The sequence below is a fragment of the Pseudomonas brassicacearum genome, assembly GCF_000585995.1.
Lineage (GTDB): Bacteria > Pseudomonadota > Gammaproteobacteria > Pseudomonadales > Pseudomonadaceae > Aquipseudomonas > Aquipseudomonas brassicacearum_A.
The window spans coordinates 2,022,651-2,048,557 of record NZ_CP007410.1 but is presented as its reverse complement, the minus strand read 5'-3'; the positions used below and the strand labels follow the sequence as shown (position 1 = coordinate 2,048,557).

The window sequence follows — 25,907 nt, the reverse complement described above, 5'->3', positions numbered from 1 at the left end:
GAGCGAACTTGCTCGCGATTGCGGTGGATCAGCAAAATAATCTTGGCTGACACTCCGCTATCGCGAGCAAGCTCGCTCCCACAAAGGTTACCCGGCCTACATTACCGGTGAGGCCCCTTCACTCGATCAGACCGCTGCCTGACCCTCAGCCAGGAAGAACCAGGTTTCCAGCACGGAGTCCGGGTTCAACGAAACGCTTTCGATGCCCTGCTCCATCAGCCACTTGGCCAGGTCCGGGTGGTCCGAAGGCCCCTGGCCGCAGATGCCGATGTACTTGCCAGCCTTATTGCAGGCAGCGATGGCATTGGCCAGCAGCTTCTTGACCGCCGGATTCCGCTCGTCGAACAGGTGCGCGATGATCCCGGAGTCACGGTCCAGGCCCAGGGTCAACTGGGTCAGGTCGTTGGAGCCGATGGAGAAACCGTCGAAGAACTCGAGGAATTCTTCAGCCAGGATTGCATTGGACGGCAGCTCGCACATCATGATCACGCGCAGGCCATTGTCGCCACGGGCCAGGCCGTTTTCCGCGAGCAGGTCGACGACCTGGCTCGCTTCGCCCAGGGTCCGGACGAACGGCACCATGATCTCGACGTTGGTCAGGCCCATCTCGTTGCGCACGCGCTTGAGGGCGCGGCACTCGAGTTCGAAGCAGTCACGGAACGCTTCGCTGATGTAGCGCGAGGCCCCACGGAAACCCAGCATCGGGTTTTCTTCTTCCGGCTCATAGAGCTTGCCGCCGATCAGGTTGGCGTATTCGTTGGACTTGAAGTCCGACAGGCGCACGATGACCTTTTTCGGCCAGAACGCCGCCGCCAGGGTGCTGATGCCTTCCACCAGCTTCTCGACGTAGAAACCGACCGGATCGTCGTAGCCAGCAATGCGCTTGTCGACGCTGTCCTTGATCTCCGACGGCAGGCCGTCGTAGTTGAGCAGCGCCTTGGGGTGCACGCCGATCATGCGGTTGATGATGAACTCCAGGCGGGCCAGGCCCACACCGGCGTTCGGCAATTGGGCGAAGTCAAAGGCGCGGTCCGGATTGCCGACGTTCATCATGATCTTGAACGGCAGGTCCGGCATGGCGTCCACGGAGTTCTTCTTGATGTCGAAGCCCAGTTCGCCTTCGAAGATGTAGCCGGTATCGCCTTCGGCGCAGGAAACAGTCACGCCCTGGCCGTCCTTGAGCAGTTGAGTGGCGTTGCCGCAACCCACCACGGCCGGGATACCCAGTTCACGGGCGATGATCGCCGCGTGGCAAGTACGCCCGCCACGGTTGGTGACGATGGCGCTGGCGCGTTTCATCACCGGTTCCCAGTCCGGGTCGGTCATGTCGGAAACCAGTACGTCGCCGGCCTGGACCTTGTCCATCTCCGAGACGTCCTTGATGATCCGTACCTTGCCGGCGCCGATGCGCTGGCCAATGGCACGGCCTTCCACCAGCACGGTGCCGGTTTCCTTGAGCAGGTAGCGCTCCATGACGTTGGCCTGGGTGCGGCTCTTCACGGTTTCCGGACGGGCCTGCACGATGTACAGCTTGCCGTCGTCACCGTCCTTGGCCCATTCGATGTCCATCGGGCACTTGTAGTGCTTTTCGATGATCATCGCCTGCTTGGCCAGCTCGCTGACTTCGGCGTCGCTCAGGCAAAAACGCGCGCGTTCGGCCTTGTCCACGTCGACGGTCTTCACCGAACGACCGGCCTTGGCTTCGTCGCCGTAGATCATCTTGATGGCCTTGCTGCCCAGGTTGCGGCGCAGGATGGCCGGGCGACCGGCTTCCAGCGTGCCTTTGTGGACATAGAACTCATCCGGGTTCACCGCGCCCTGGACCACGGTCTCACCCAGGCCGTAGGCGCCGGTGATGAACACCACGTCACGGAAACCCGACTCGGTGTCGAGGGTGAACATCACACCGGCGGTGCCGGTTTCGGAGCGGACCATGCGCTGCACACCCGCGGACAGGGCGACCAGCTTATGGTCGAAGCCCTGGTGAACGCGGTAGGAAATGGCACGGTCGTTAAAAAGAGAGGCGAAGACTTCCTTGGCCGCGCGGATGACGTTTTCCACGCCGCGGATGTTCAGGAAGGTTTCCTGCTGGCCGGCGAAGGAGGCGTCCGGCAGGTCTTCGGCGGTGGCCGAGGAACGTACGGCGACGGCGACGTCAGGATTGCCTTCGGACAGTTTGGCGAAGGCAGTACGGATCTCGGCGTTCAGTTTCTCGGGGAACTCGGCTTCCATGATCCATTGGCGGATCTGGGCGCCGGTCTTGGCCAGGGCATTGACGTCATCGACGTCCAGGGCATCGAGTGCATCGTGGATCTGCTGGTTCAGCCCACTCAGTTCCAGGAAATCACGATAAGCCTGAGCGGTCGTGGCGAAGCCACCTGGCACCGATACGCCGGCACCGGCGAGGTTACTGATCATCTCGCCCAGGGATGCGTTCTTGCCCCCCACATGCTCTACATCATGGACGCCGAGCTTATCGAGGGAAACTACGTACTCTACCAAGGTGATCTCTCCACTAACTGTGTTGGAAAAGCTCAAGGCACCGACGGCTCCAGGGGAGCGATTGTCGGCGATATGGCCTGGACCTGGAAAATAAGTGAGAATGCGGGCCACTGGCGGCCGGCAAATCGCGCCTATCATATCCAAGAATCGTCACTAGCTTAAGGCCCAAGGCGCAAATGAAACGATCTGCTTTCTTTATCTCCGACGGCACCGGCATCACGGCCGAGACGCTAGGCCAAAGCCTGTTGGCGCAATTCGAAAACATAACCTTCGCCAAGTTCATACGTCCGTACATCGACAACGTCGACAAAGCGCGGGCCATGGTACAGCAAATCAATAAAGCCGCCGAAACCGACGGTTTTCGCCCGATTATCTTCGATACCATCGTCAATCAGGACATCCGTGAGATTCTCGCAACGTCCAATGGTTTCATGATCGACATTTTTTCCACGTTCCTGGCGCCGTTGGAGCAGGAACTGAGCGAGCATTCGTCCTACTCGGTCGGCAAGTCCCACTCCATCGGCCACAACTCCAATTACATGGAGCGGATCGAGGCGGTCAACTTCGCGCTGGACAACGATGACGGCGCGCGCACGCATTATTACGACAAGGCCGACCTGATCCTAGTGGGGGTGTCGCGCTGTGGTAAGACGCCGACGTGTCTGTACATGGCGATGCAATTCGGCATCCGCGCGGCCAACTATCCGTTGACCGAAGACGACATGGAGCGCCTTCAACTGCCCAGCGCCCTGCGCGCCCATCATCACAAGTTGTTCGGCCTGACCATCGACCCGGACCGCCTCACCGCGATCCGCAACGAGCGCAAGCCCAACAGCCGCTATTCGAGCTATGCCCAGTGCGAGTTCGAAGTGCGCGAGGTGGAAAATCTGTTCCGGCGGGAGAACATACCGCATATCAATTCCACGCATTTTTCCGTGGAGGAGATTTCGGCGAAGATTCTGGTGGAGAAAGGGGTGGAGCGGCGGTTCAAGTGAACTAACGGCAAGCCAAAAACCCTGTGGGAGCGGGCTTGCTCGCGAAGGCGGCTTATCTGTCAATCAAGTGTTAGCTGACACACCGCTTTCGCGAGCAAGCCCGCTCCCACAGGAGTTCGGGGCTCACAGGTTCTGTATCAATGAGCCACAGCCGCCTGCTCATCCATTTTCTTGCGCAGGCTCAACGGGCGCATGTCGGTCCAGGTTTCTTCGATGTAGGCCAGGCATTCCTTCTTGAATCCGCTTTTGCCAACGGTGCGCCAGCCTTCGGGAATCGCTTTGTAGTCTGGCCAGATCGAATACTGTTCTTCGTGGTTGACCACGACCTGAAAGACGATGTCCTCGCGGTCGAATACTGAAGTCATGGGTGTCTCTCCATCTTTGCTCGAGGTTCGCTGCGGCACATGCGCAGCCAGGATATGAAAGGAACGTACGGGGCCAGGTGAAAATTAGCTGTCGGCCACGGCCGCCTTCAAGGCGCGTCCGAAAATCTCGGCGACCCGGTCGATTTCTGCCGCGGTAATGATCAGTGGCGGCAGGAAACGCACCACGCCGCCCTGCCGGCCACCCAATTCCAGGATCAACCCGCGCTTGAGGCATTCACGCTGCAGCCGTGGCGCCAGGCGCGCATGCACCGGCAGATGGCCCAGGGCGTCCGGCTTACCTGTCAGGTCCACCAGTTCGACACCGAGCATCAGCCCACGACCACGGATATCACCCAGCTCCGGGAAGTCCCGCTGCAGGATGAGCAGGTGTTCGCGCAAGCGCTCGCCCATAGCGGCGGCATGGGCCGGCAGGTTGTGCTCCACCAGATAGCGCATCACCGCGGAACCGGCGGCCATGGCCATTTGATTGCCACGGAAGGTCCCGGCATGGGCACCCGGCAACCAGGTGTCGAGCCAGTCGCGATACACCACCACCGCCAGCGGCAGGCTGCCGCCGATGGCTTTGGACAGCACGACGACGTCCGGAATGATCCCGGCATGCTCGAACGCGAACATTTTGCCGGTGCGGCCGAAACCGCTCTGGATTTCGTCGACGATCAGCGCCACGCCGGCCTGCTCGGTAATGCGCCGCAAGCCGCGCAGCCAATCAAGATCAGCCGGGATCACGCCGCCCTCACCCTGCACCACCTCGACAATTACCGCTGCTGGCAATTGCACGCCGGCCTCGGGATCGTTCAGCAGGTTTTCCAGGTAATGCAGGTTGGCCTTCACGCCCTCGGCACCACCCAACCCGAACGGGCAGCGGTAATCGTAGGGGTATGGCATGAATTGCACACCGCTGCTGAGCAAGGCCCCCAAGGGTTTCTTCGGCCCAAGACTGCCCATCAGGCTCAACGCGCCCTGGCTCATGCCGTGATAACCGCCCTGGAACGACAGCACGGTGCTGCGTCCGGTGGCGGTGCGCACCAGCTTGAGGGCGGCTTCCACCGCGTCGGTGCCGGTGGGGCCGCAGAACTGGATCTTCGCCTCGGCGGCCAGTTGCGCCGGCAATAGGCCGAACAGGTCCTGGACGAAGCGGTCCTTGACCGGCGTGGTCAAGTCCAGGGTATGCAAGGGCAGCTCATCGGCCAGCACTTGCTGGATCGCCTCGATCACCACCGGGTGGTTATGCCCCAGCGCCAGCGTGCCGGCACCGGCCAGGCAGTCAATGAAGGTCCGGCCTTCGACGTCCTCGACATACAGTCCCCTGGCGCGCTTGAGCGCCAGGGGAATACGCCGCGGATAGCTGCGGGCGTTGGACTCCTGCCGATTCTGGCGAGCCAGCAGTGGCGACTCATTGAATTGATAGAGCGTCTCGGCCGGCGCGACGTTGGCCCGCGCCGGCTGTGCTTCGATAAGGCTGTTGGCGACTGACATCTCTCGACCCCGCAATCCACTGTAAGTAGTGACCCAAATGGCACACCGGGCAGGTGCGCACCCGGTCGGGCGCACGTGCAGGTTTCCTGTTGTGGAAACGCATCAGCGCGGCAAGGATTTACTCTCGGGCCGAACTTTCCCTGCGGGCTCGATCAGTGGTTTGTGCATCGCAATGGCCGTGACACCGTCGATGGTGAAGGCCTCGGTACTTTGCTCGAACCCCAGGTGCCGATAGAACGCCTGGCTGGTGCTCGTGCTGTTGAGTCGTACCTGGACGACCCCGCGCTCGCGCAGCCACGCCTCGATGTCGCACACCAGCGCCTGCCCGGCGCCACGACGAAACCATTCCGGTTGCACGTAGCAAAACGCGATCCGGCCATCGACCGAGGCCATGGCAGTGCCCACCGGCCGCCCCTGCAAACGCGCCAGGGTCAGGCGCAGCCGAGGATCAGCCAGCCAGGGCCGTACATGTGTGAGGGTGTTATTGCGGACCCAGGCCTCCACGATGCGCGGGTCATTACGGTGTGCGACGGCACAACCGACCCGGATGGAGCGTTCGGCGATCCGGCTGATGATGCCGGCATCGCTGGGCGTGGCCGTGCAGATTTCGATGAAAGTGTCCATGGCGCGGTTTTCCTCAGTCCTTGAGTCAAGCTGAAAAAAACATAGACCCGGACAAGGTGGGCGCGCCAATGGGAAGTTGTAGCTTCAAGCTTCAAGCGGTCCATCTTGTCGCTTGTAGCTGCCCGCTAGCGGGCCCCCACCGGCATCGTCAATTCGACCCGCAGCCCGTCCGGACGGCTATCGAAGTGCAGGCCGCAGCCGCAACGCTGGACGATGGCCTGGACGATCGCCAACCCCAGCCCGCAGCCGGTGCTCTGGCCGTTGCGCCAGAAGCGTTGGGTCAGGTGCTGGATATCGTCGGCGGCAATGCCGGGACCGTGGTCACGTACCTGGAAACGCACGCGCTGGCCGATCATCTCCAGGCTCAGCTCCACATCGGTATCGTCCGGCGTATGGCGCAGCGCATTATCCAATAGGTTGCGCAGAGCAGCGATGGAAAGCACCGCCGGCATCTGCACGGGTGCGTCGGACAGTCCCGGCGATATTTTCAGCTTGATCCGTCGCGAATCACTGCTGGCCGCGTCCTGGATCGCCAGTCGGGCAACCTGCTCGGCGTTGCAGTGCACGCCATCGTCGAACGACAGGCTGCCCTCTACCCGAGCCAGCAGCAGCAACTGTTCGAGCGTGCGGTGCAAGCGATCGGCACCCTCCTCGGCCCGGGCCAGGGATTGATCGCGGGCGGCGCCTTCGGTCATTCGCGCCACTTGCAGGTGGGTCTTGATGGCGGTCAGTGGGCTGCGCAGTTCGTGGGCGGCATCGCCGGTCAGCCGACGCTCGCGCTCGATGGTCTTGCCAATGCGCTGGAACAGCTGGTTCTGGGTTTCCAGCAAGGGCCGCAGCTCACTGGGCAGCGGATGGATCTGCAAGGGTTCAAGAGAGTCGGCATTGCGCCGCATCAGCGCGTCGCGCATGCGATTGAGCGGTGCCAGGCCCTGGCCGATGCCCAGCCAAAGCAAGCACAGGCAACCAAGCAGCGCCACGCCAACCGGCACCGAGGCCGCCAGCAGGATCGACATGTTCAAGGCTTCGCGTTCAATCTGGCGGTCGGCGGTGGTGATGCGCAGATCACCTCGGGCCAAGGTGAAGCTGCGCCAGGGCGCACCGTCGATCATCTGGTCGTGAAACCCCATCTTCTCGGCTTCCAAGGCTTGCTCTGGCGTGCCGTGGCTGCGGGCCAGAATCTCGCCACGCAAGGAGCTGACCTGGCAGGCCATGCCGCCGGGAATGCTCAATTGCTCGGCGCTGAAATGCGTGCCTTCGCCCTTGCTGGGCAGTGGTGGCAACTGTTCCAGCAACCCGGCGACCATGCGCGCCGAGGCCACCAGACGCTGGTCGAGGGAGAACATCATCTGGTTGCGCAGATCGCTGAGCATCCACGCCGCGGCCAGGGCCCAGATCAGGGCGAAGGCCGCGCCGAGGGTCAGGCTCAGGCGCAGTCGCAGACTCATCACTTGGAAGATTCCCCGCCGTCGGCCGGTCCCAACCGATAACCAAGCCCGCGCACGGTCTCGACGATTCCGTTACCCAGTTTGCGTCGCAGGTGATGGATATGGACGTTGAGGGCGTTGCTTTCCAGCTCGTCATTGAACCCATAGACACTGTCCTTGAGTTGCTCGGTGGACAGCACCCGGCCACGGTTGTGCAGCAGCGCTTGCAACAGCGACTGCTCCCGACGGGACAGATCCACCGGCTGGCCAGCCAATGTGGTTTCCCGGCTGCTGGGATCGTAAGTCAGGCGGCCGTGCTCGATCAGATTGACGCTGCGCCCCGCCACCCGCCGCAGCAGCGTGTGCAGGCGCGCCGCGAGTTCGCGCAGGTCGAAGGGCTTGAGCAAATAGTCATCGGCACCGGCCTGCAGGCCATCGACCCGATCGGTCACCGAATCCCGGGCCGTGAGGATCAGCACCGGTATCTCCAGGCCTTGCTGGCGCAGTTGCTTGAGCAATTTCAGGCCGTCCTCGTCGGGCAACCCCAGGTCCAGCACCATGACGTCAAATTCGGCCACGCCGACCATCGCCCGTGCCGCCGATGCCGTGGCGACGTGTTCGACGGTCAGGCCCTGGGCCGTGAGCCCGGCAACGATCCCGCTGGCGATCAGCTCATCGTCTTCGCAGACCAGTACGTGCATGGTAAGCCCCGTGGAAAAAGGTACATTAGGCCGCTGGCCGATTAAGCCGACATTATGCGACGAGTACGGCAAACATGGGCGATCATTGCGGCCCACCGGTCGTCGTCGGGTTAATCGACGGTTAATCGCCAGTCGCCATTGTGCTTTCCACTTGCTTCGTTCTAAGGCTTTATCCATGCGTCGATTGTTTTTGCTGTGGCTGCTCCTGATTTCGGGCCTGGCCCAGGCCGCCAATCCCTTCGAGACCAAACCCGATTTCCTGCCGGTGGAAAAGGCGTTCGTGTTCACTTCCGAACGCCTGGACTCCGGTGAAACCCAGCTGTTCTGGCAGATCGCCGATGGCTATTACCTGTACCAGAAACGGCTCAGGTTCGACGGGCTTGCCGAGGCGCAAAAACCGCAACTGCCCGAGGGCGAAGCCCACAGCGACGAGTTTTTCGGCGACCAGCAGGTCTATCGCCAGGCGCTGGAGCTGAAGATTCCGGCCGGCGCCACCGGCAAGATCAAAGTCGGCTTCCAGGGCTGTGCCGACGCGGGCTTGTGCTATCCACCCCAGACTCAAGTGGTGGACCTGGGGGGCAGCAGTGCAACCGCGACAACCACTGGCGAGGCGCCGGACCAGGCCCTGGCCAGCGGCCTGCAACAACGGGCATTGGGCTGGAGCCTGCTGGTGTTCTTCGGCCTGGGACTGTTGCTGGCGTTCACGCCGTGCTCCCTGCCTATGTTGCCGATCCTGGCCGGGCTGGTGGTGGGCAGCGGCGCCGGGCCTCGGCGCGGGCTGGCCTTGGCCGGCAGTTACGTGATCAGCATGGCCTTGGTCTACGCCGCCATGGGCGTGCTCGCCGCGCTGCTGGGGGCCAACCTCCAGGCACTGCTGCAACAACCCTGGCTGCTGGGGACCTTCGCGGCGGTATTCGTGTTGCTGGCGCTGCCTATGTTCGGCTTCTTCGAATTGCAGTTACCCGCCGCCCTGCGTGACCGACTGGAAAACGCCGGGAACCAGCGGCGCGGCGGCAGCCTGATGGGCGCCGGAATCCTCGGGGCGCTGTCTGGCCTGCTGGTGGGTCCGTGCATGACCGCCCCGCTGGCTGGCGCGCTGCTGTACATCGCCCAGAGCGGCAATGCGCTGCACGGCGGGCTGATCCTGTTCACCATGGGCATCGGCATGGGCCTGCCGCTATTACTGCTGGTGACCGTGGGCAATCGCTTCCTGCCCAAGCCCGGCGCCTGGATGAACCTGGTCAAGGGCGTGTTCGGTTTCCTGTTCCTGGGCACTGCATTGCTGCTGGTTCGCCCGGTCATCGACGGTTCGTTGTGGCTCGGCCTATGGGGCGTGCTGTTATTGATTGCCGCCTACAGCGCCTGGCGCCAGACCGAAGGCTTCGGCCGCATCGCCTATGTCTGCGGCAGCGCCTCGCTGCTGTTCGGCCTGTGGGGCAGCCTGCTGGTGATTGGCGCGGCGGGCGGCGGCGACGATTTCTTCCAGCCCTTGAAGGTGTATGCCAGCACCGAAGGCAGCGGGGCCGTCAGTGCCCACGAGGCTTTCGTCACGGTCAGCGAGCCCGCTGCCTTGCAACGGCAACTGGACGCGGCCAAGGCCCAGGGTCAATGGGTGCTGCTGGACTATTACGCCGACTGGTGCGTGTCCTGCAAGATCATGGAAAAACAGGTGTTCGGCCGCACCGAGGTGCTGGACGCCCTGAAAGACGTGCGCCTGCTGCGTCTGGACGTAACCGCCGACAATCCCGCCAGCCGCGAACTGCTCGGCCGTTACCAGGTACCTGGGCCGCCAAGCCTGCTGTGGATCGGCGCCGACGGTGAAGAACGGCGCAGCCAGCGGATCACCGGAGAAGTCGACGCCAAGGTGTTCCTGGAGCGCTGGAACCTCATCCGGGACGCGCGCTGATGCTGACGTTCACCCTCGGCACCTTTGCCATCGCCCTTAATCATCTGTTGCTGATCAGCGCCCTCGCACTGGCGACTTTCGTCGGCTGGCGAGTGGCCAAGCGCGGTGGCGAAAATCCCGAGTCGGTGCTGTTCGTGCTGTTTTTGCTGGGCCTGTTGGTGGCGCGGATCGGTTTTGTCGCGGCCTACTGGAGCCATTACCAGGACGACCCATGGCAGATCGTCGATCTGCGCGACGGCGGTTTCCTGGCCTGGCCGGGCGTGCTGGCGCTGGTGATCGGCGCGCTGTTCTGGGCACGGCGCCGACCGGCCCTGCGCCGGCCATTGGGTTTCGGCGTCGGCAGTGGCCTGCTGTTCTGGCTGGCGGCGACTATGTCGTTGACGATCTATGAGCAAGGCACCCGGTTGCCGGACATCTCCCTGCGCACCGCCGACGGTGAGACCGTGAAACTCACCGATTATCAGGGCGGGCCCCTGGTGATCAACCTCTGGGCCACCTGGTGCCCGCCCTGCCGACGGGAAATGCCGGTGCTGGAAGAAGCCCAGCAGCAGCGCCCGGACCTGACGTTCCTGTTCGTCAACCAGGCCGAAAGCATGCAAAGCGTCAGCACTTACCTCGCCACCCAGGGTTTGAGCCTGGACAACGTGCTGTTCGATGGCAGTGGTCGCCTCGGCCAGGCCGTCGGCTCCATGGCCTTGCCGACCACACTGTTCTACAGCGCCGACGGCCGTCTGTTGGGCAGCCACCTGGGCGAATTGTCGGAAGCGAGCCTGGCCCATGCCCTGGAAAACTTCGAAACGCCGGGTTCGACCACGGCGTCCCACCCTGCCACAAGGAAACCGCCATGCCCCGCCTCCACCGTCTGCTGACGCTGGCGTTCGCCAGCGCACTGCTGCAGGCACCGTTGCTACAGGCCGAAGAACTGCCTGCGGCTATCAAGAAAATCGAAGCCAAGGGCGCGAAGATCATCGGCACCTTCGAGGCCCCGGATGGCTTGCGCGGTTACGCGGCGCAATACCAGAATCGTGGTATGGCGTTGTATCTGACGCCGGATGGCCAGCACGTCCTGCTAGGCAATCTGTACGATGCCGACGGCAAGGACTTGAGCGCAGAGCCGCTGCAAAAGCTGGTGTACGCCCCGATGGCCAAGGAAGTCTGGGCGAAGATGCAAGCCAGCAATTGGATCGCCGACGGCAACAAGGACGCTCCGCGCACCGTGTACCTGTTCAGTGACCCGAACTGCCCGTACTGCAACATGTTCTGGGAACAGGCACGGCCATGGGTCAAGGCCGGTAAAGTGCAGTTGCGCCACATCATGGTGGGCATCATCCGCGAAGACAGCCCGGCCAAATCCGCCGCGCTGCTGGCCGCCAAGGACCCGGAAAAAGCCCTGGAAACCCATGAAAAGGCTGGCAAGGGCAGCGCCCTCAAGCCGCTGAAGGACATACCGCCGGCCATCCAGGCAAAACTGGACGCCAACCAGCGGTTGATGGACGAACTGGAACTCTCCGCCACCCCGGCGATTTTCTATCTGGATGACAAGGGCGACCTGCAACAACAGCAAGGCGCACCCTCACCGGACAAACTGGTGAAGATTCTCGGGCCGAAGTGACAGACGTTCACTGAAAACCTTGTGGGAGTGGGCTTGCTCACAAAAGCGGTGGGTCAGTTGACAGTGATGTTGACTGTGCCGCCGTCTTCGCGAGCAAGCTCGCTCCCACAAGGGTTTGCGGTGGTTTTAGATCCACTAGTCACCACAAAACCAGTGTGGGAGCGAGCTTGCTCGCGATGGGTCAGCGGCGCAAAAACTCAAGCAGTGCACTGGTCACGAATTCTGGACTCTCCAGGTTGGAGATATGCCCCGCTTCCGGGATCAACCGACACGGGCAACCCACCAGCTCGGCCATCTCCTGGGCCTCGGACGGTGGACGCGGTTTGTCCTGGTCGCCGCAGAGCACGATCGTGCGCTCGGCATCCAGTTCATGCAGGCGCGGCAGGATATCGTCCCGCCCGAAAATGATCCGCCCCAACGGTACGATGCTGTCGCGCAGGCGGTCGGTCGGCAGTGCGGCCAGCGAGGCGCGGAACTGCTGGTACAGCGCTGACTGCGGATCGATGCCCGGCCGAAAGAAAATCGGCACGACGATGTCCAGCAAAGGTTCGGGAATGCTGCCGCTGGCTTCGATCTTGTCGAACAGCGAGAAGTAATACTGGCGAGTCGGCTCCGGCTCGACGCCCACGTAGGTGTCCATCAGCACAAGGGACGTGAGTCGTTTCGGCGCCGCCAGCGCCAGCCGGGCGCCCCACATCCCACCCACCGAGAGCCCCACCAGGTTGAAGCAGTCGATGTCCAGGTGATCCATCAGCGCCAGCGCTTGGCGGGCCAAGTCGTCCAGCGAGGTCATGCCCTCAGGCAAGCGCCCGGATTGGCCGTGGCCCCATAGGTCCAGGGCGATCACCCGATAATGGCAGGACAAGGCTTCGATCTGCGGTGCCCACATGGTGTGGTCCCACAAATAGCTGCTGCCCAGCAGCACCACCGGGCCTTGGCCCTGGTCCAGGTAATGCAGCGTTTGTCCGTCAATGGTTGCAAAGGGCATCGATAACCTCCTGGTTTGAGTGTGGAAAGCCCTGGGGAGCCTGAGCCGTGCAGGGCGAGGCGTCAACCTTGGGCTTCGTGGTGTCGGGGCTGACGCTATCGCGAGCAAGCTCGCTCCTACATTGGATTTGTGTCGATCACAAACCCTGTGGGAGCGAGCTTGCTCGCGATGAGGCCGCCACGGGCACTGTAAAACTACAGCCCCTCCAACTCCGCCATCAGATCATTCAGCCGATCCACCTTCTCCTCGGTGATGTCACTGGCCGCGAGCCCGTCGATGTACTCAGCCAGTTCCTGCACCGTGCTGCACTCGAACATCGCCCGCAGCGGTACGTTGCGTTGCAGGGCCTTTTGCACCCGCGAGGCAATTTGCGTCGCCAGCAACGAATGCCCGCCCAGTTCAAAGAAGTTGTCCCGCACCCCCACCCGCTCGACTTTCAGTACTTGAGCCCAGATGTCCGCCAGGGTCTGCTCCAGCGCATTGCCGGGGGCCTGGTAGTCCTGGCTGTGCAACTGGCCGATCTCCAGGGCCGGCAAGGCCTTGCGGTCGAGTTTGCCGTTGGCGTTGAGCGGCAAGCGGTCGAGCCATAGCCAGTGCAGCGGCACCATGTATTCCGGCAGCTCGCTGCGCAAGCGTTGCTTGATGCGCTCCAGGCGTTCGCTCGGCTTCAGCGCCGAGTCGGTGGCAACCAGGTAGCCCACCAGATGCTTGCCATTGGTGCCTTCCTGCACAGCCACCGCACCATCGCGCACCTCGGGTTGTTCGTGCAGCCGCGCTTCGATTTCCCCCAGTTCGATGCGGTAGCCACGGATCTTCACCTGGTGGTCGATGCGCCCGACATACTCCAGCACTCCATCGCTACGGCGCCGCGCCAGGTCGCCGGTGCGGTACAGCCGCTCCCCTGGCGCGCCGAACGGGTTCGGCACGAACACTGGAGCGGTGCGCAGGGGATCGCCGACGTAACCGCGGCCAACCCCGGTGCCCGCCACGCACAACTCGCCGACGGCGCCCAGCGGCACCAGGTCCAGCGCGCCATCGAGCAGGTACAGACGGTTGTTGTCGGTGGGCGTGCCAATCGGCAGGTAAGTGCCGCGGGTCGAGGCCATGTCGACCCGGAAGAACGCCACGTCATCGGAGCATTCCGCCGGCCCGTAGGCATTCACCAGGCCGATGTCCGGGTAGCGCAGCAACCATTGATGGGCCAGTTCCGGCGGCATCGCTTCGCCGGTGGGCAGCATCCAGCGCAGGCCGTCCAGGCCGATACGCTCCTGGGCGAGCATGCCCTGGATCAGTGACGGTACGCTTTCCAGCACGGTGATGCCCTGCTGCTGCACATGCTCCAGCAGCCCCTGGGGATCGTGGGCGATGGCGTTGGGCACGATGTCCACCCGGGCGCCGAACAACGGCGCCGCGAGGAACTGCCAGACCGAAATATCGAAGCTCTGGGACGCCGTCTGCGCGATCACATCCGCCTCGCTCAGCGCCAGGTAAGGCACCTTGCTGAGCTGGTTGTTGAGCATGCCCCGCTGTTCGACCATCACGCCTTTGGGCAGCCCGGTGGAACCGGAGGTGTAGATCACGTAGGCCAGGTTGTCCGGGCCGCTGTAGACGCCAGGGTTTTCCAGCGAGACATCACTGGCCTGGACGTCCTCCCACACCAGCACCCTCGGCCGCCCGGAACAGGCGAACGCATCCAGCAGCGCCAGCGCCTGGGCGTGACAGGCCTGGGTGCAGACCAGCAGCGGTGTGCGGCTCAGTTCGATGATGCGACTCAGGCGCTGGCTCGGCAGGCCGGGGTCCAGCGGCAGGTAACCGGCGCCGGCCTTGAAGCTGCCGATGATCATGCCCAGTAGATCTGCATCCCGTTCGGCCAGCAGCGCCACCGGTTGATCGAGCCCGACACCGGAGGCGATCAAGGCATGGCCCAGGCGGTTGCTGCGGGCATTCAACTCGGCATAGCTGTAGCAGGTGTCCAGACAACTGACGGCGATGCGTTGCGGATGGGCCGCGACCCGCGACTCGAACAGCGCGACATAGCTCTGCTCCATCGGATAGGCCCGCTCGCTCTGGTTGCAGCCGTCGACCAGGAACACCTGTTCCTCGGCGCCAATCAGCGGCAGCTCGGCCATGTCACCGTGGAAACCCTCCATCAGCGCCAGCAACAAGCGCTTGAACTCGCCCAGCAGCCCTTGGACGGTGGACTCATCAAAGTAGCGCTGGTCATAGGAAAGATGCAGTCCCAGGTCATCCCCCGGGTAGCAGACCGCCGTCAGCGGGAAGTTGGTGTGGGTGCGGCCCGAGTCCGAGGTGGCGTTGAGGCTTTGGGCGCGGTCCAGTACCGAGACTTCCACCGGCGCGTTCTCGAACACGAAAAGGCTGTCGAACAGCGGTTGGCCCTTGGGCAGTTCACTGACTTCCTGGATGCTCACCAGTGGAAGGTATTCGTACTCGCGCAGTTGCATGTTGCTGTCCAGCAAGCCGCTGAGCCATTGGCGCACACTGCAAGGCTGGCTGTCCTCGGGCATCTGCACCCGCAGCGCGACGCTGTTGATGAACAACCCCACCGTGCGTTGCATCTGCGGCAGTTCCACCGGACGCCCGGCGACGGTGACGCCGAACAGCACGTCCCGGTCGCCGCTCACCCGTCGTAGCACCAGCGCCCACGCCGCCTGGGCGAAAGTGTTGATGGTCAGTTGGTGGGCCTGGGCCAATTCGCGCAAGCGGGCACCGTCACGTACGTCGAGGCGGGTGTAGCAGTCGCCGACGATCATGCCACCGCTGTCACCGGCGTGTTCGCGCAGGAACGGCCGGTCGCCAGGGATCGGCGTGGTCCGCTCGAAGCCTTGCAGATTGCCCTTCCACCATTGCCGGGCTTCGGCCAGGCTCTGGTGTTGCAGCCAGCCGATGTAGTCGCGATAGCGCGGCGGCACGGCCAGTTGCGCCTCGCGCTGTTCGCCCAGGGCGGTGTAGATCTCGAAGAAATCATCCATCAGCAGCGAGCGGCACCAGGCATCGATCAGGATGTGGTGGTTGCTCATCATGAACCAGTAGCGGGCTGCGCCAACCCGGATCAATCGCAGGTGGAACGGCGCTTGGTTCAACAGATCGAAACCGGCCTCGCGCTCGTCTTTGAGCAGCGTCTGAAGCTTGGCTTCCTGGGCGTCTTCAGGCACTTCAGACCAATCCAGATAATCCACTGGCGTGCTGCCGGGCTTGTGGATGATCTGCAGCATGTCTTCGCCGACGTTCCAGCAGAACGACGCACGCAAGGCTTCATGCCGGGCGATGACCGCCTGCCAGGCCTGGGCGAAACGCTGCGGCTCCAGCTCGCTGTTGATGCGGTAGCGATCCTGCATGTAGTACAGGCCGGTGCCCGGCTCCAGCAGGGTGTGCAGCAGCATGCCTTCCTGCATCGGCGTCAGCGGGTAGACGTCTTCGATCTGCGCGGCCGGCACCGGCAGGTTATCGAGCTGGTCCTGGGTCAGTTTCGCCAGGGGGAAATCCGACGGCGTCAGGCCGCCCGCCTCCTCCGTCAGGCAATGTTCGATCAGGCGTTGCAGCTCATCGAGGTAAGCATCGGCCAAGGCAGCGATGACCTGCTTGTCATGGCGTTCGCGGCTGAAGGTCCAGCGCAGTACCAGCTCGCCGCCGCTGACCTGGCTGTCGATGCTCAGGTCGTTGGGCAATGGCGCGTCAGGGTCGTGGATGGCGCCCAGTGGTGCATCCAGCGGCCGGAACAGCGCGTCCTGGCCGAGGGTCTGGTCCAGTTGACCGAGGTAGTTGAAGGTGATCGCCGCTTGCGGCAGGCCGGCCATTGCCTGGCGAGTCGCCGGGTCAGTCAAATAGCGCAGCACGCCATAGCCGAGGCCCTTGTGGGGCACCGCGCGCAGTTGCTCCTTGATGGCCTTGATCGACGCGCTGAAGTCTTCACCCGATGGGCTCAGGCGCACCGGATAAACGCTGGTGAACCAGCCCACGGTGCGGGTCAGGTCGATGTCATCGAACAATGCCTCGCGGCCATGGCCTTCGAGCTGGACCAAGGCCGAAGCATGGCCGCTTGAACGACACAGCACCCGAGCCAGCGCCGTGAGCAACAGGTCGTTGACCTGGGTGCGGTAGGCACTCGGGGCCTGTTGCAGCAGCTGCCGGGTGCGCTCGGCGTCGAGGCGCACGCTGAGCGTTTGCGCGTGACGCTCCTGGCACCCACCCTCAGGGCGCGCACACGGCAACGTCACCTGCGGGCCGCTCAATTGCGCTTGCCAGTCATCCAGTTCTTCGCGCAGGGATTCGCTGCTGGCGTAAGCCTGCAAGCGCGCGGCCCAGTCACGCAACGGACTGGTCTTGGCCGGTAGTTGGGCGTCTTGCCCGGCCGTGAGCTGACGGTAGACGGTTTGCAGATCGTCCATCAGCACCCGCCACGACACCCCGTCGACCACCAAGTGATGAATGACGATCAGCAGCCGTTGTGGTCCACCAGGCATCTGCGCCAACACGGCACGCAGCAGAGGGCCGGTAGAAAGATCCAGGCTGCGCTGGGCCTCGGCGAATACACGCTCACAGGTCTCCACGCCCTCCACGGACACCTGTTGCAACAGCGCCGCCTCGGACAATGGCCGATGCTCGGCGCGCCAGTGCCCGGCGGACTCGTCAAAGCCCAGGCGCAAGGCATCGTGGTGTTGGAAGACGGCGTGCAGTGCCTGCTCCAGAGCTAACGGGTCCAGAGTGATGGCCGGCTCCAGCAACAGCGCCTGGTTCCAGTGATGACGGTTGGGGATCGGACTGTCGAAGAACCAATGCTGGATCGGCGTCAGCCCGGATTCCCCGTGCAACAGGCCCTGCTCGACGCTTATCTGCTGGCTGTGGGTAGCGACAGCGGCCAGGGTCTGTACGGTCTGGTGCTGGAACAGGTCGCGGGGAGTGAAATGAATGCCCTGCTGCCGGGCACGGCTGACCACCTGGATGGACAGGATTGAATCACCGCCCAGCTCGAAGAAATTGTCGTTAAGGCCCACCTGGCCCACGTTCAGCACATCGCACCAGATCGTCGCCAGGGTCTGCTCCAGGGCGTTGCTCGGCGCCACGTAGTGTTGACGATTGAATTCAGGATCCGGCATCGGCAAGGCGCGGCGGTCAAGCTTGCCGTTGGCGGTCAGCGGCATGCTCGCCAGCAGGATCAGGTGCGCGGGCACCATGTAGTCGGGCAGCTGTGCCTTGAGGTGGTTTTTCAAGGCGTCGCGCAGGGCCGCCTGTTGCTCGGCATCCTGCTCGGCGACCTCGGTCACCAGGTAACCGGCCAGTTGCTTGCCCCCTGGCGTGTCGAGGGCCAACACCACCGCCTCGCGCACCCCGTCGTGTTCCAGCAGGCGGGTTTCGATTTCCCCCAGTTCGATGCGGAAACCACGGATCTTCACCTGATGGTCGATCCGTCCCAGGTACTCCACCAGACCGTCGGCACGCTGACGCACCAGGTCCCCGGTGCGATAGAGGCGCCCGCCCTCGGCGGCAAACGGGTCGGCGACGAAACGCTCGGCGGTCATGCCCGGACGCTGGTGATACCCCTGAGCCAATCCGGCGCCGCCAACATACAACTCGCCTGTGGCGCCCTGGGGCACCAAGGCCAGGTCGGCGTCGAGAATGTAGGCCACCCGGGCACCGATCACACTGCCAATCGGCACACTGGCCGCCCCCTCCTCCAGGTGCTCCGGGGCCAGGCTCGCCAGCGGCATGACCACGGTTTCGGTCGGGCCATAAGCGTTGAAGAACAGACTCGGGCTGAACGCGGCGCGAATCCGTTGCAGGTGCTCACCGGTCAAGGCTTCGCCGCCGGTGATGCACATGCGCACCGGCAGGGTCTGCCCCTGGGTCGCCAGCCACTGCGCCAACTGGCTGCCGTAGCTGGGGGTGAAGCCGAGGATGTTGATGCGATGTTGGCGAATCAGCTCGCAGATTTCCTCGGCGTCCCACTGGCCCTGGGCCCGCAGCACCACGTGGGCGCCACTGAGCAACGGCACCAGCAGACGCTCGGTGGCAGCGTCGAAGTTGATGGAATAGAAATGCAGCTCGCAATCGTCCGGGCGCATGCCGAAACGCCTGATCACCGCCTGGCAGTGCATGGCGATTTCACCGTGGGACACCACCACGCCCTTGGGCTTGCCGGTGGAACCGGAGGTGTAGATCAGGTAGGCCTGGTGTTGCGGCAGATTGATCAGCGGCAGTGCCTGGTCCGGGTAATGCGCCAGTGCCGCCGAATCATCTTCCAGGCACCAGCGCTCGATGCCATCCGGCAATGGCCCCAAGGCCTGGAACATCGCCCGATCACTGATCAGCAGCCCTACACCGCTGTCTTCGATCATGTAATGCAAACGGTCCAGCGGGTACTCCGGGTCCAGCGGTACGTAGGCGCCGCCGGCCTTGAGGATCGCCAGCAGGCCGATGACCATTTCCAGCGAACGCTCCAGGGCCAGGCCCACCCGCACCTGCGGCCCGACACCGCGTTCGCGCAACATCCAGGCCAGGCGATTGGCTCGGTTGTCGAGTTCACCGTAGGTCAGGGTCTGCCCGGCGAAGGTCAAGGCCGGTGCGTCGAGACGCCCCCGGGCTTGTTCGCCAAACAGTTCGTGGAGGCATTGGTCCAGGCGATGCTCACCGGGTTCGACACCCAGGCTGTCGAGCATCTGTTGCTGCTCGCCGGCTTCCAGCAGAGGCAGCTCGCTCAACCGTCGAGCGGGATCGGCCAACAGCGCTTCCAACAGATTGCGCCAGTGCCCGGCCATGCGGGCGATGCGCGGTTCGTCGAACAGGTCGGTGCTGTAGGTCAGGCAGCAACCCAGGCGATGGTCCAGGTCGGTGACCTCCAGGTTCAGGTCGAACTTGGTGGCCCGGGCGTCGTTGACCAGGTATTCGACGGTCATGCCAGCCAGCGTACGGCTCTGCTGGAACTCCCAACGCTGCACGTTGCACATCACTTGGAACAGCGGGTTGTACGCCGCACTGCGCGGCGGTTGCAGGGCTTCCACCAGATGATCGAACGGCAGGTCCTGATGGGACTGGCCTTCGATCACGGTATGGCGCACCTGCTCGAACAGTTCGCCCACCGACATTTGCCCGTCGAGCTGGCAACGCAATACCTGGGTGTTGAGGAACGCGCCGATCAGGCCCTCGCTTTCCGGGCGGATGCGGTTGGCCACCGGCGCGCCGATGCGCAGGTCGGTTTGGCCGCTGTAGCGATAGAGCAGCACGGCCAAGGCGGCGGTCATGGTCATGAACAGGGTCAAGCCCTGTTCAGCGTTGAAGTGGCGGACTCGCGCGGCCAAATCATCGCTGAGGTCGAAACGGAACAGTTCGCCGCGGTGGCTTTGCACCGGCGGACGCGGACGGTCGCTCGGCAATTCCAGTAGCGGATGCTCGCGGCCCAGTTGCGCGGTCCAGTAATCCAGTTGCCGTTGACGCTCACCGGATTCCAGCCACTGACGCTGCCAGACGCTGTAGTCCAGGTATTGCACCGGCAAGGGCTCCAGGGGCGATTCGCGATCGTCGATAAAGGCTTCGTAGAGCGCGCTCAGTTCGCGGGCGAAAATGTCCATCGCCCAGCCTTCGGTGACGATGTGGTGCAGGGTCAGCACCAAGTAATGTTCCTGCTCGGCGGTCTTGACCAGGCAGGCCCGCAGCAGCGGCCCGGTTTCCAGGTCGAAGGGCTTGTGCGCCTCGCTGTCGGCCAATTGCTGCACTCGCTGCTCGCGAACATCGGCGGCCAGCCTGGAGAAGTCCTTCCAGTCCATGCGTAGGCCCGTTTCGGTGTGCACCTGTTGCCGGGCCACGCCGTCGACGCTGGGGAAGGTGGTGCGCAGGGTTTCGTGGCGCAGGATCAACGCCATCAAGGCCGCTTCGAAGCGCCCGACATCCAGCACCCCGCGCAGGCGCGCCATGCCGCCAACGTTGTAGGCCGGACTGTCCGGCTCCATCTGCCAGAGAAACCACATGCGTTGCTGGGAATACGACAGCGGCACCGGTTGGCTACGATCGACCGTGGCGATCGGTGGCTGCCGGTTGGTCTGGCCGCTGGCCTGGATCAAGCGCACCTGTTCGCAGAACGCCCCCAGTTCACTGGCCTCGAACAACGTCCGCAACGGCAGCTCGACGTCGCACGCCTGGCGGGTGCGAGAAATGATCTGGGTCGCCAGCAGCGAATGGCCGCCCAAGGCAAAGAAATCGTCCCGCAGGCCGATGCGCGCAAGCCCCAATACGTCGCGCCAGATGCCGGCGATCTGCTGCTCAAGGGCGCTGACCGGCTCGACGTGCTCACGCACCTGCCACTGCGGCTCGGGCAAGGCACGGCGATCGAGTTTGCCACTCGGGCTCAGGGGCATGGTGCCCAGGCGCAGTAACTGAGCGGGCACCATGTAGTCGGGTAGTTCGGCGGCCAGGGCGGCGTTGAGTCGGGTGTTCAGCGCGTCCTGATCCTCCGCCACATCGGGGGCGGTGTAATAGCCGATCAGTTGTGGGCCCGCTGCGGTGTCGCGTACCAGCACCGCCACTTGGGCGATGCCGTCCTGGGCCAACAGGCGCGCTTCGATTTCCTGCGGTTCGACCCGAAAACCGCGCAGCTTGACCTGCTGATCGAGACGGCCGAGGTATTCGATCACACCGTCGGCGGTCCAGCGGGCCCGGTCGCCGGTGCGGTACAGCCGCGCCCCGGCCGCCCCCATTGGATCGGCGACGAAACGCTCGGCGCTCAGGCCCGGACGGCCGAGGTAACCCCGGGCCAGGCCCAGGCCGCCGATGCACAACTCGCCCGACACACCGGCCGGTACCGGGTTGAGTTCGCTGTCGAGCACACGGCACAGCACGTTGCCCAGGGGACGGCCGATTGGCGAGCGTTCGCCATCGGCCTCGCTGCAGTGCCAATGGGTGACGTTGATCGCGGTTTCGGTCGGGCCATAGCGGTTGTGCAATTGCGCCGACGGCAGTTGCGCCAGCACGCGGTTGCGCAGCTCGGCCGGCAAGGCTTCGCCGCCGGAAAACACCCGGCGCAGGCTGGTGCATCGGGCGCTCAAGGGTTCGTCGATAAACAGGCTGAGCAGCGGCGGCACGAAGTGCAGCGTGGTCACGCCGAACTGTTGCACCAACTGGGCGATGCGATGCGGGTCGCGATGTTCACCGGGGCCGGCGAGCAGCAGTTGGCTGCCGGTGATCAGCGGCCAGAAGCACTCCCACACCGACACGTCAAAACTGATGGGGGCTTTTTGCATCAGCACATCGCTTTCATCTAACCCGTAGGCGGCCTGCATCCATTGCAGGCGCTCGGCCAGGGCGGCGTGGGTGTTGCCGACGCCCTTGGGCTGGCCGGTGGAACCGGAGGTGTAAATCACGTAGGCCAGGTGCTCGCCGTGCAGGTGCAAGCCCGGCGGATTGCTCGGCCATTGCTCCAGATGCAGGGCGTCCATGGCGATGACGCTGACGCCCTCGCAGGCCGGCAAACGTTCAAGCAACCCCGTTTGGGTCAGCAGCAAATCGACGCCACTGTCCTGGAGCATGTAGGCCAAGCGCTCAGCCGGGTAATCGGCATCCAGCGGCACGTAGGCGCCACCGGCCTTGATGATCGCCAGCACGCCGATGAGCAACTGCGGTGAGCGTTCGGCGGCAATCGCCACGCACACGTCCGGGCCGACGCCTTTGTCGCGCAGGTAATGGGCAAGGCGATTGGCCTGGGAGTGCAGCTCGGCGTAGTCCAGCTGCCCGCCGTCCCACAGCAGGGCGGTACGTTGTGGCGTGCGCCGGGCCTGTTCGTTCAACAGTTCCGGCAACCACTGGCTGGCCGGCGCACACGGGGCCCCGCTCCACTGCTGCTGCCGCGCATGTTCCTCGGCGGTCAACAACGGCACATCGCCGATGGCTTGTTGGGGATCGACACAAACGGCGCGCAACAGGTTGCAGTAATGCTCGGCCAGGCGGGCGATAGTCGCCGTCTCGAACAGCTCGTCGGCGTAGTCGAACGACAGCGTCAGCCGGCCGTTGCGATCCTCTTCGCTGTGCAGTTGCAGGTCGAACTTGGCTTCGCGGCTGTGCCATGGCAACTCATCGGCCAACAACCCCGGCAGGCGCCGCAAGGCCCCCAGGTCACGTTGCTGGTGGTTGAACATCACCTGGAACAGGCCATGCTCCCGAGCTTGGGGAAACGCTTCGAGCAACTGTTCGAACGGCAAGTCCTGATGGGCCTGGGCACCGAGGGTGGCTTCCCGGGCCTGGGCCAGCAGCGCGGTGAACGCTTGCCGCGGATCGACCTGCCCGCGCAGCACCTGGGTGTTGATGAAGAAACCGATCAGACCCTGGGTTTCCAGGCGCGGACGGTTCGCGTTGGGCACACCGATGCGGATGTCGGATTGGCCGGTATAGCGCTGCAACAATGCCTGGAACGCCGCCAGCAACAGCATGAACAGCGTCGCGTCATGGGCCTGGGCCACTCGACGCAAGGCATCGCCGAGGCCTTTGTCCAGGCGCAGGCTATGACGCGCGGCACTGCGATGGTGTTGTGCACTGCGCGGATGATCCGTGCTGAGGGCCAAGGTCGGATGCTCGCCACCCAATTGCTGTTTCCAGTACACCCGTTGGCGTTCGGCCTCCCCTTGGGCCAGCCATTGGCGCTGCCAGCTGCCGTAGTCGGCGTATTGCAAGGGCAGCGGCGCCAGCTCGGCAACCTGCCCTTGGCGGGCGGCGGCGTACAGCCGCGAGAACTCTTCGATCAACACATTCATCGACCAGCCGTCGGCGATGATGTGGTGCAGGGTCACCAGCAGTTGATGATCGTCTTCATCGAGGCGCAGCAAGGTGACCCGCAGCAGCGGCCCCTTTTCCAGGTCGAACGGCGTGGCCGCGTCCTCGTCTCGAACCTGCCGCGCCCGGGCTTCGCGCTGGTCGGCAGGCACCTCGCTGAGGTCGAGCACTTGCAGGTTGAACCCAGCAGCCGGATCGACCTGTTGCAGGGCCACCCCATCACGTTCCAGGAACCGCGTGCGCAGGGATTCGTGGCGCTCGACCAGTTGTTGGAAGCTGGCGCGCAAAGCGTCTTCGTCCAGCTCACCGCGCAAATGCAGGGCGCCGGGAATGTTGTAGGCGCGGCTGGCGGGATCGAGCCGCCAAGTGATCCACAGACGGTTCTGGGCCAGGGATTGCGGCAGCGCTTCGTGGCGCGGCAAGACGCTGATCGCGCCTTGGGCCTGGTCGCCGTCCTGTTGCTGGCTCGCCACCGCCGCCGCGAAAGCCGCCAGGGTCGGGGCTTCGAACAGCAGGCGCACATTGAGCGCCAGACCCAGCTGGTCCCGCAGTCGCGCGATCACTTGGGTGGCGGCGATGGAGTTACCGCCCAGCAGGAAGAAGTGATCGTCGGCCTGGACCTGTTCGACCTGCAAGTGCTCGCACCAGACTTGGCCGATCAGCGTTTGCAGCGCCGATGATGGGCCCGCCTCACGAGTGTCCTCACGCTCGGCCGACGGGAACAGCGCATAACTGTCGAGACTGCCGTCCGCCAATCGGGAACGGCAGGCCGAACGCTGCAACTTGCCACTGGAAGTCTTGGGTAACGCGCCGGGATTGAGCAGCACCACCACGCTCGGGGCTTGCTGGCAGGCCTCGGCCACAGCTTGGCGAATGGCTCTGATCAAGGCCTCGGGCGGCAGGATTTTCTGCACGCTGCGGCTGATTTCCGCGGCGATGCCAATGCCTTCCTCGCCCCCCTCATCGACCGCGAATGCCGCCACCCGGCCTTTGCGCACCACCTCCACTTCGCGTTCGATGGTTTGCTCGATGTCCTGGGGATAAAGGTTGTGACCACGCACGATCAGCAAGTCCTTCAGGCGCCCGGTGATGAACAGCTCACCGTCGCGCAGGAACCCCAGGTCGCCGGTGCGCAGCCAGGTGCGGCCATCGTGCAGGACAAAGGTCTTGGCCGTGGCCTCGGGGTTGTGCCAGTAGCCGTGGGCGATGCTTGGCCCGGTGGCCCAGACTTCGCCGACCCGATTGTCCGCCAGCGCCTGCAAGGTATTGGGCTCGACAATCAACACCGCGTGCCCGGGCTGGCTGACACCGCAACTCATCATCGCACTGCCCTGCCCCGACTCGGCGCGGTTTTGCGCCAGTGCCGCGTCGTCCACCCGCAGCGAAGGAATGCCATGGCGGCGCGGCGTGCCGGCCACGAACAACGTCGCTTCGGCCAGGCCATAGGAAGCCATGAAGTTGTCCGGCGTGAAGCCGCACGGGGCGAACTTCTCGGCGAAGCGCTCCAGGGTGTCGAGGCGGATCGGCTCGGAGCCGGAATAGGCCACGCGCCAGCCGCTCAGATCAAGACGCGCCAGGGCTGAATCGCTGACGCGCTCGCTGCACAACCGATAGGCGAAATCCGGGCCGCCGCTGATGGTGCCGCCGTACTCGCTGATCGCTTCGAGCCAACGCAGTGGCCGGGCGAGGAAATACGCGGGCGACATCAGCACGCACGGTACGCCACTGAACACCGGCTGCAACAAGCCGCCAATCAAGCCCATGTCGTGGTACAGCGGCAGCCAGCTGACGATCACGTCGTCGGGGTTCAGGTCGATGCCAAAGCCGTGGCGAATCAACAATTCGTTGGCCACCAGGTTGCCGTGGCTGACCTGCACACCCTTGGGCAACGCGGTGGAGCCGGAGGTGTATTGCAGGAAGGCGATGTCATCGTCTTGCAGCGTCGGCAACACCCATTGCCCGGCGATGGCTGGGTCGAGGGTGTCGACGCACAACACCGGCGGGGCCGACTCGATGGCTTGCAAGGGCGCGCGCAGATCGCTGCTGGTCAGCAGCAGGCGCGGTTCGGCGTCGGCGATGATCGACAGCAGGCGTTCCTGATGATGGCGACGGGCGGACTCTGGAGGATAGGCCGGCACGGCGATCACCCCAGCGTAGAGGCAGCCAAAAAACGCCGCGACGTAATCCGGGCCGCTGGGGAACAGCAACACCGCGCGCTCGCCAAATGCCGCTTCGGCCTGCAAGGCGGCGGCGATGGTCCGGGCGCCCAGGTCCAGGTCGCGATAACTCAACACCACACCCTGCTCCGGGGTGTCGGCAAGGAAGCGCAAGGCCACTCGGTCCGGCGTCAACGCGGCGCGGCGCTGGAGGGCGTGAGCCAGGGTGCTGGGGAGTTCAAACGCGTCGGTCATGGGGTTTCCTGCCTGAAATTCGACTTGCAAGTGGTCACCCATGGGAACGGATATCGCCGACAAATAATTAGTCAGCGGCCACCCGCGCCAGCCCCTTTGACGGCAATGC

General features: G+C 64.0%; 12 protein-coding genes. 4 read left to right on the top strand and 8 right to left on the bottom strand.

Annotated features, from left to right (window positions below; all coding sequences use genetic code 11):
• Positions 1-126: 126 nt before the first annotated feature.
• Positions 127-2,502 carry a phosphoenolpyruvate synthase gene (ppsA, locus tag CD58_RS08920; RefSeq protein WP_025212675.1) on the bottom strand — a complete coding sequence of 792 codons (2,376 nt, stop codon included), beginning with the start codon at positions 2,500-2,502 and terminating at the stop codon, positions 127-129.
• A gap of 176 nt (positions 2,503-2,678) precedes the next feature.
• Between ppsA and CD58_RS08910 the strand changes: the two genes are divergently transcribed.
• Entirely contained in the window at positions 2,679-3,497 is an 819-nt protein-coding gene (locus tag CD58_RS08910) for a pyruvate, water dikinase regulatory protein (protein ID WP_025212674.1), read from the top strand.
• 137 nt (positions 3,498-3,634) lie between these two features.
• Here the strand turns inward: CD58_RS08910 and CD58_RS08905 are convergent, their stop codons facing one another.
• The 5 genes from CD58_RS08905 to CD58_RS08885 form a co-directional block, all read right to left on the bottom strand.
• On the bottom strand, positions 3,635-3,862 hold the full coding sequence (locus CD58_RS08905; RefSeq protein WP_025212673.1) for an MbtH family protein: 228 nt from the start codon (positions 3,860-3,862) through the stop codon (positions 3,635-3,637).
• Between the two features lie 84 nt (positions 3,863-3,946).
• Positions 3,947-5,359: an aspartate aminotransferase family protein gene (locus CD58_RS08900; RefSeq protein ID WP_025212672.1), complete on the bottom strand. Its 1,413-nt coding sequence runs from the start codon at positions 5,357-5,359 to the stop codon at positions 3,947-3,949.
• Positions 5,360-5,461: 102 nt separating this feature from the next.
• Positions 5,462-5,983, bottom strand: coding sequence for a GNAT family N-acetyltransferase (locus tag CD58_RS08895; RefSeq protein ID WP_025212671.1), 522 nt, complete (start codon positions 5,981-5,983; stop codon positions 5,462-5,464).
• A gap of 125 nt (positions 5,984-6,108) precedes the next feature.
• Positions 6,109-7,434, bottom strand: a complete 1,326-nt coding sequence (locus tag CD58_RS08890; RefSeq protein ID WP_025212670.1) for an ATP-binding protein — start codon at positions 7,432-7,434, stop codon at positions 6,109-6,111.
• Positions 7,431-8,111: a response regulator gene (locus tag CD58_RS08885; RefSeq protein ID WP_025212669.1), complete on the bottom strand. Its 681-nt coding sequence runs from the start codon at positions 8,109-8,111 to the stop codon at positions 7,431-7,433. Before CD58_RS08885 ends, CD58_RS08890 begins: the two co-directional genes overlap by 4 nt.
• A 175-nt stretch (positions 8,112-8,286) precedes the next feature.
• On the opposite strand from CD58_RS08885, the gene dsbD reads away from it, so the two are divergent.
• Genes dsbD through dsbG form a run of 3 tightly spaced genes read left to right on the top strand, consistent with a single transcriptional unit; the run spans position 8,287 to position 11,629 of the window.
• Positions 8,287-10,017, top strand: a complete 1,731-nt coding sequence (dsbD, locus tag CD58_RS08880; RefSeq protein ID WP_025212668.1) for a protein-disulfide reductase DsbD — start codon at positions 8,287-8,289, stop codon at positions 10,015-10,017.
• Positions 10,017-10,886 (top strand): TlpA family protein disulfide reductase, encoded by an 870-nt coding sequence (locus tag CD58_RS08875; protein WP_025212667.1) that lies wholly within the window; start codon positions 10,017-10,019, stop codon positions 10,884-10,886. Before dsbD ends, CD58_RS08875 begins: the two co-directional genes overlap by 1 nt.
• Entirely contained in the window at positions 10,862-11,629 is a 768-nt protein-coding gene (gene dsbG / locus CD58_RS08870) for a thiol:disulfide interchange protein DsbG (protein WP_025212666.1), read from the top strand. The genes CD58_RS08875 and dsbG overlap by 25 nt, the downstream gene beginning before the upstream one ends.
• A gap of 181 nt (positions 11,630-11,810) precedes the next feature.
• Here dsbG and CD58_RS08865 read toward each other — a convergent pair whose 3' ends face one another.
• Entirely contained in the window at positions 11,811-12,617 is an 807-nt protein-coding gene (locus CD58_RS08865) for an alpha/beta fold hydrolase (protein WP_025212665.1), read from the bottom strand.
• A gap of 194 nt (positions 12,618-12,811) precedes the next feature.
• Positions 12,812-25,798 carry a non-ribosomal peptide synthetase gene (locus CD58_RS08860; protein ID WP_025212664.1) on the bottom strand — a complete coding sequence of 4,329 codons (12,987 nt, stop codon included), beginning with the start codon at positions 25,796-25,798 and terminating at the stop codon, positions 12,812-12,814.
• Positions 25,799-25,907 lie beyond the last annotated feature (109 nt).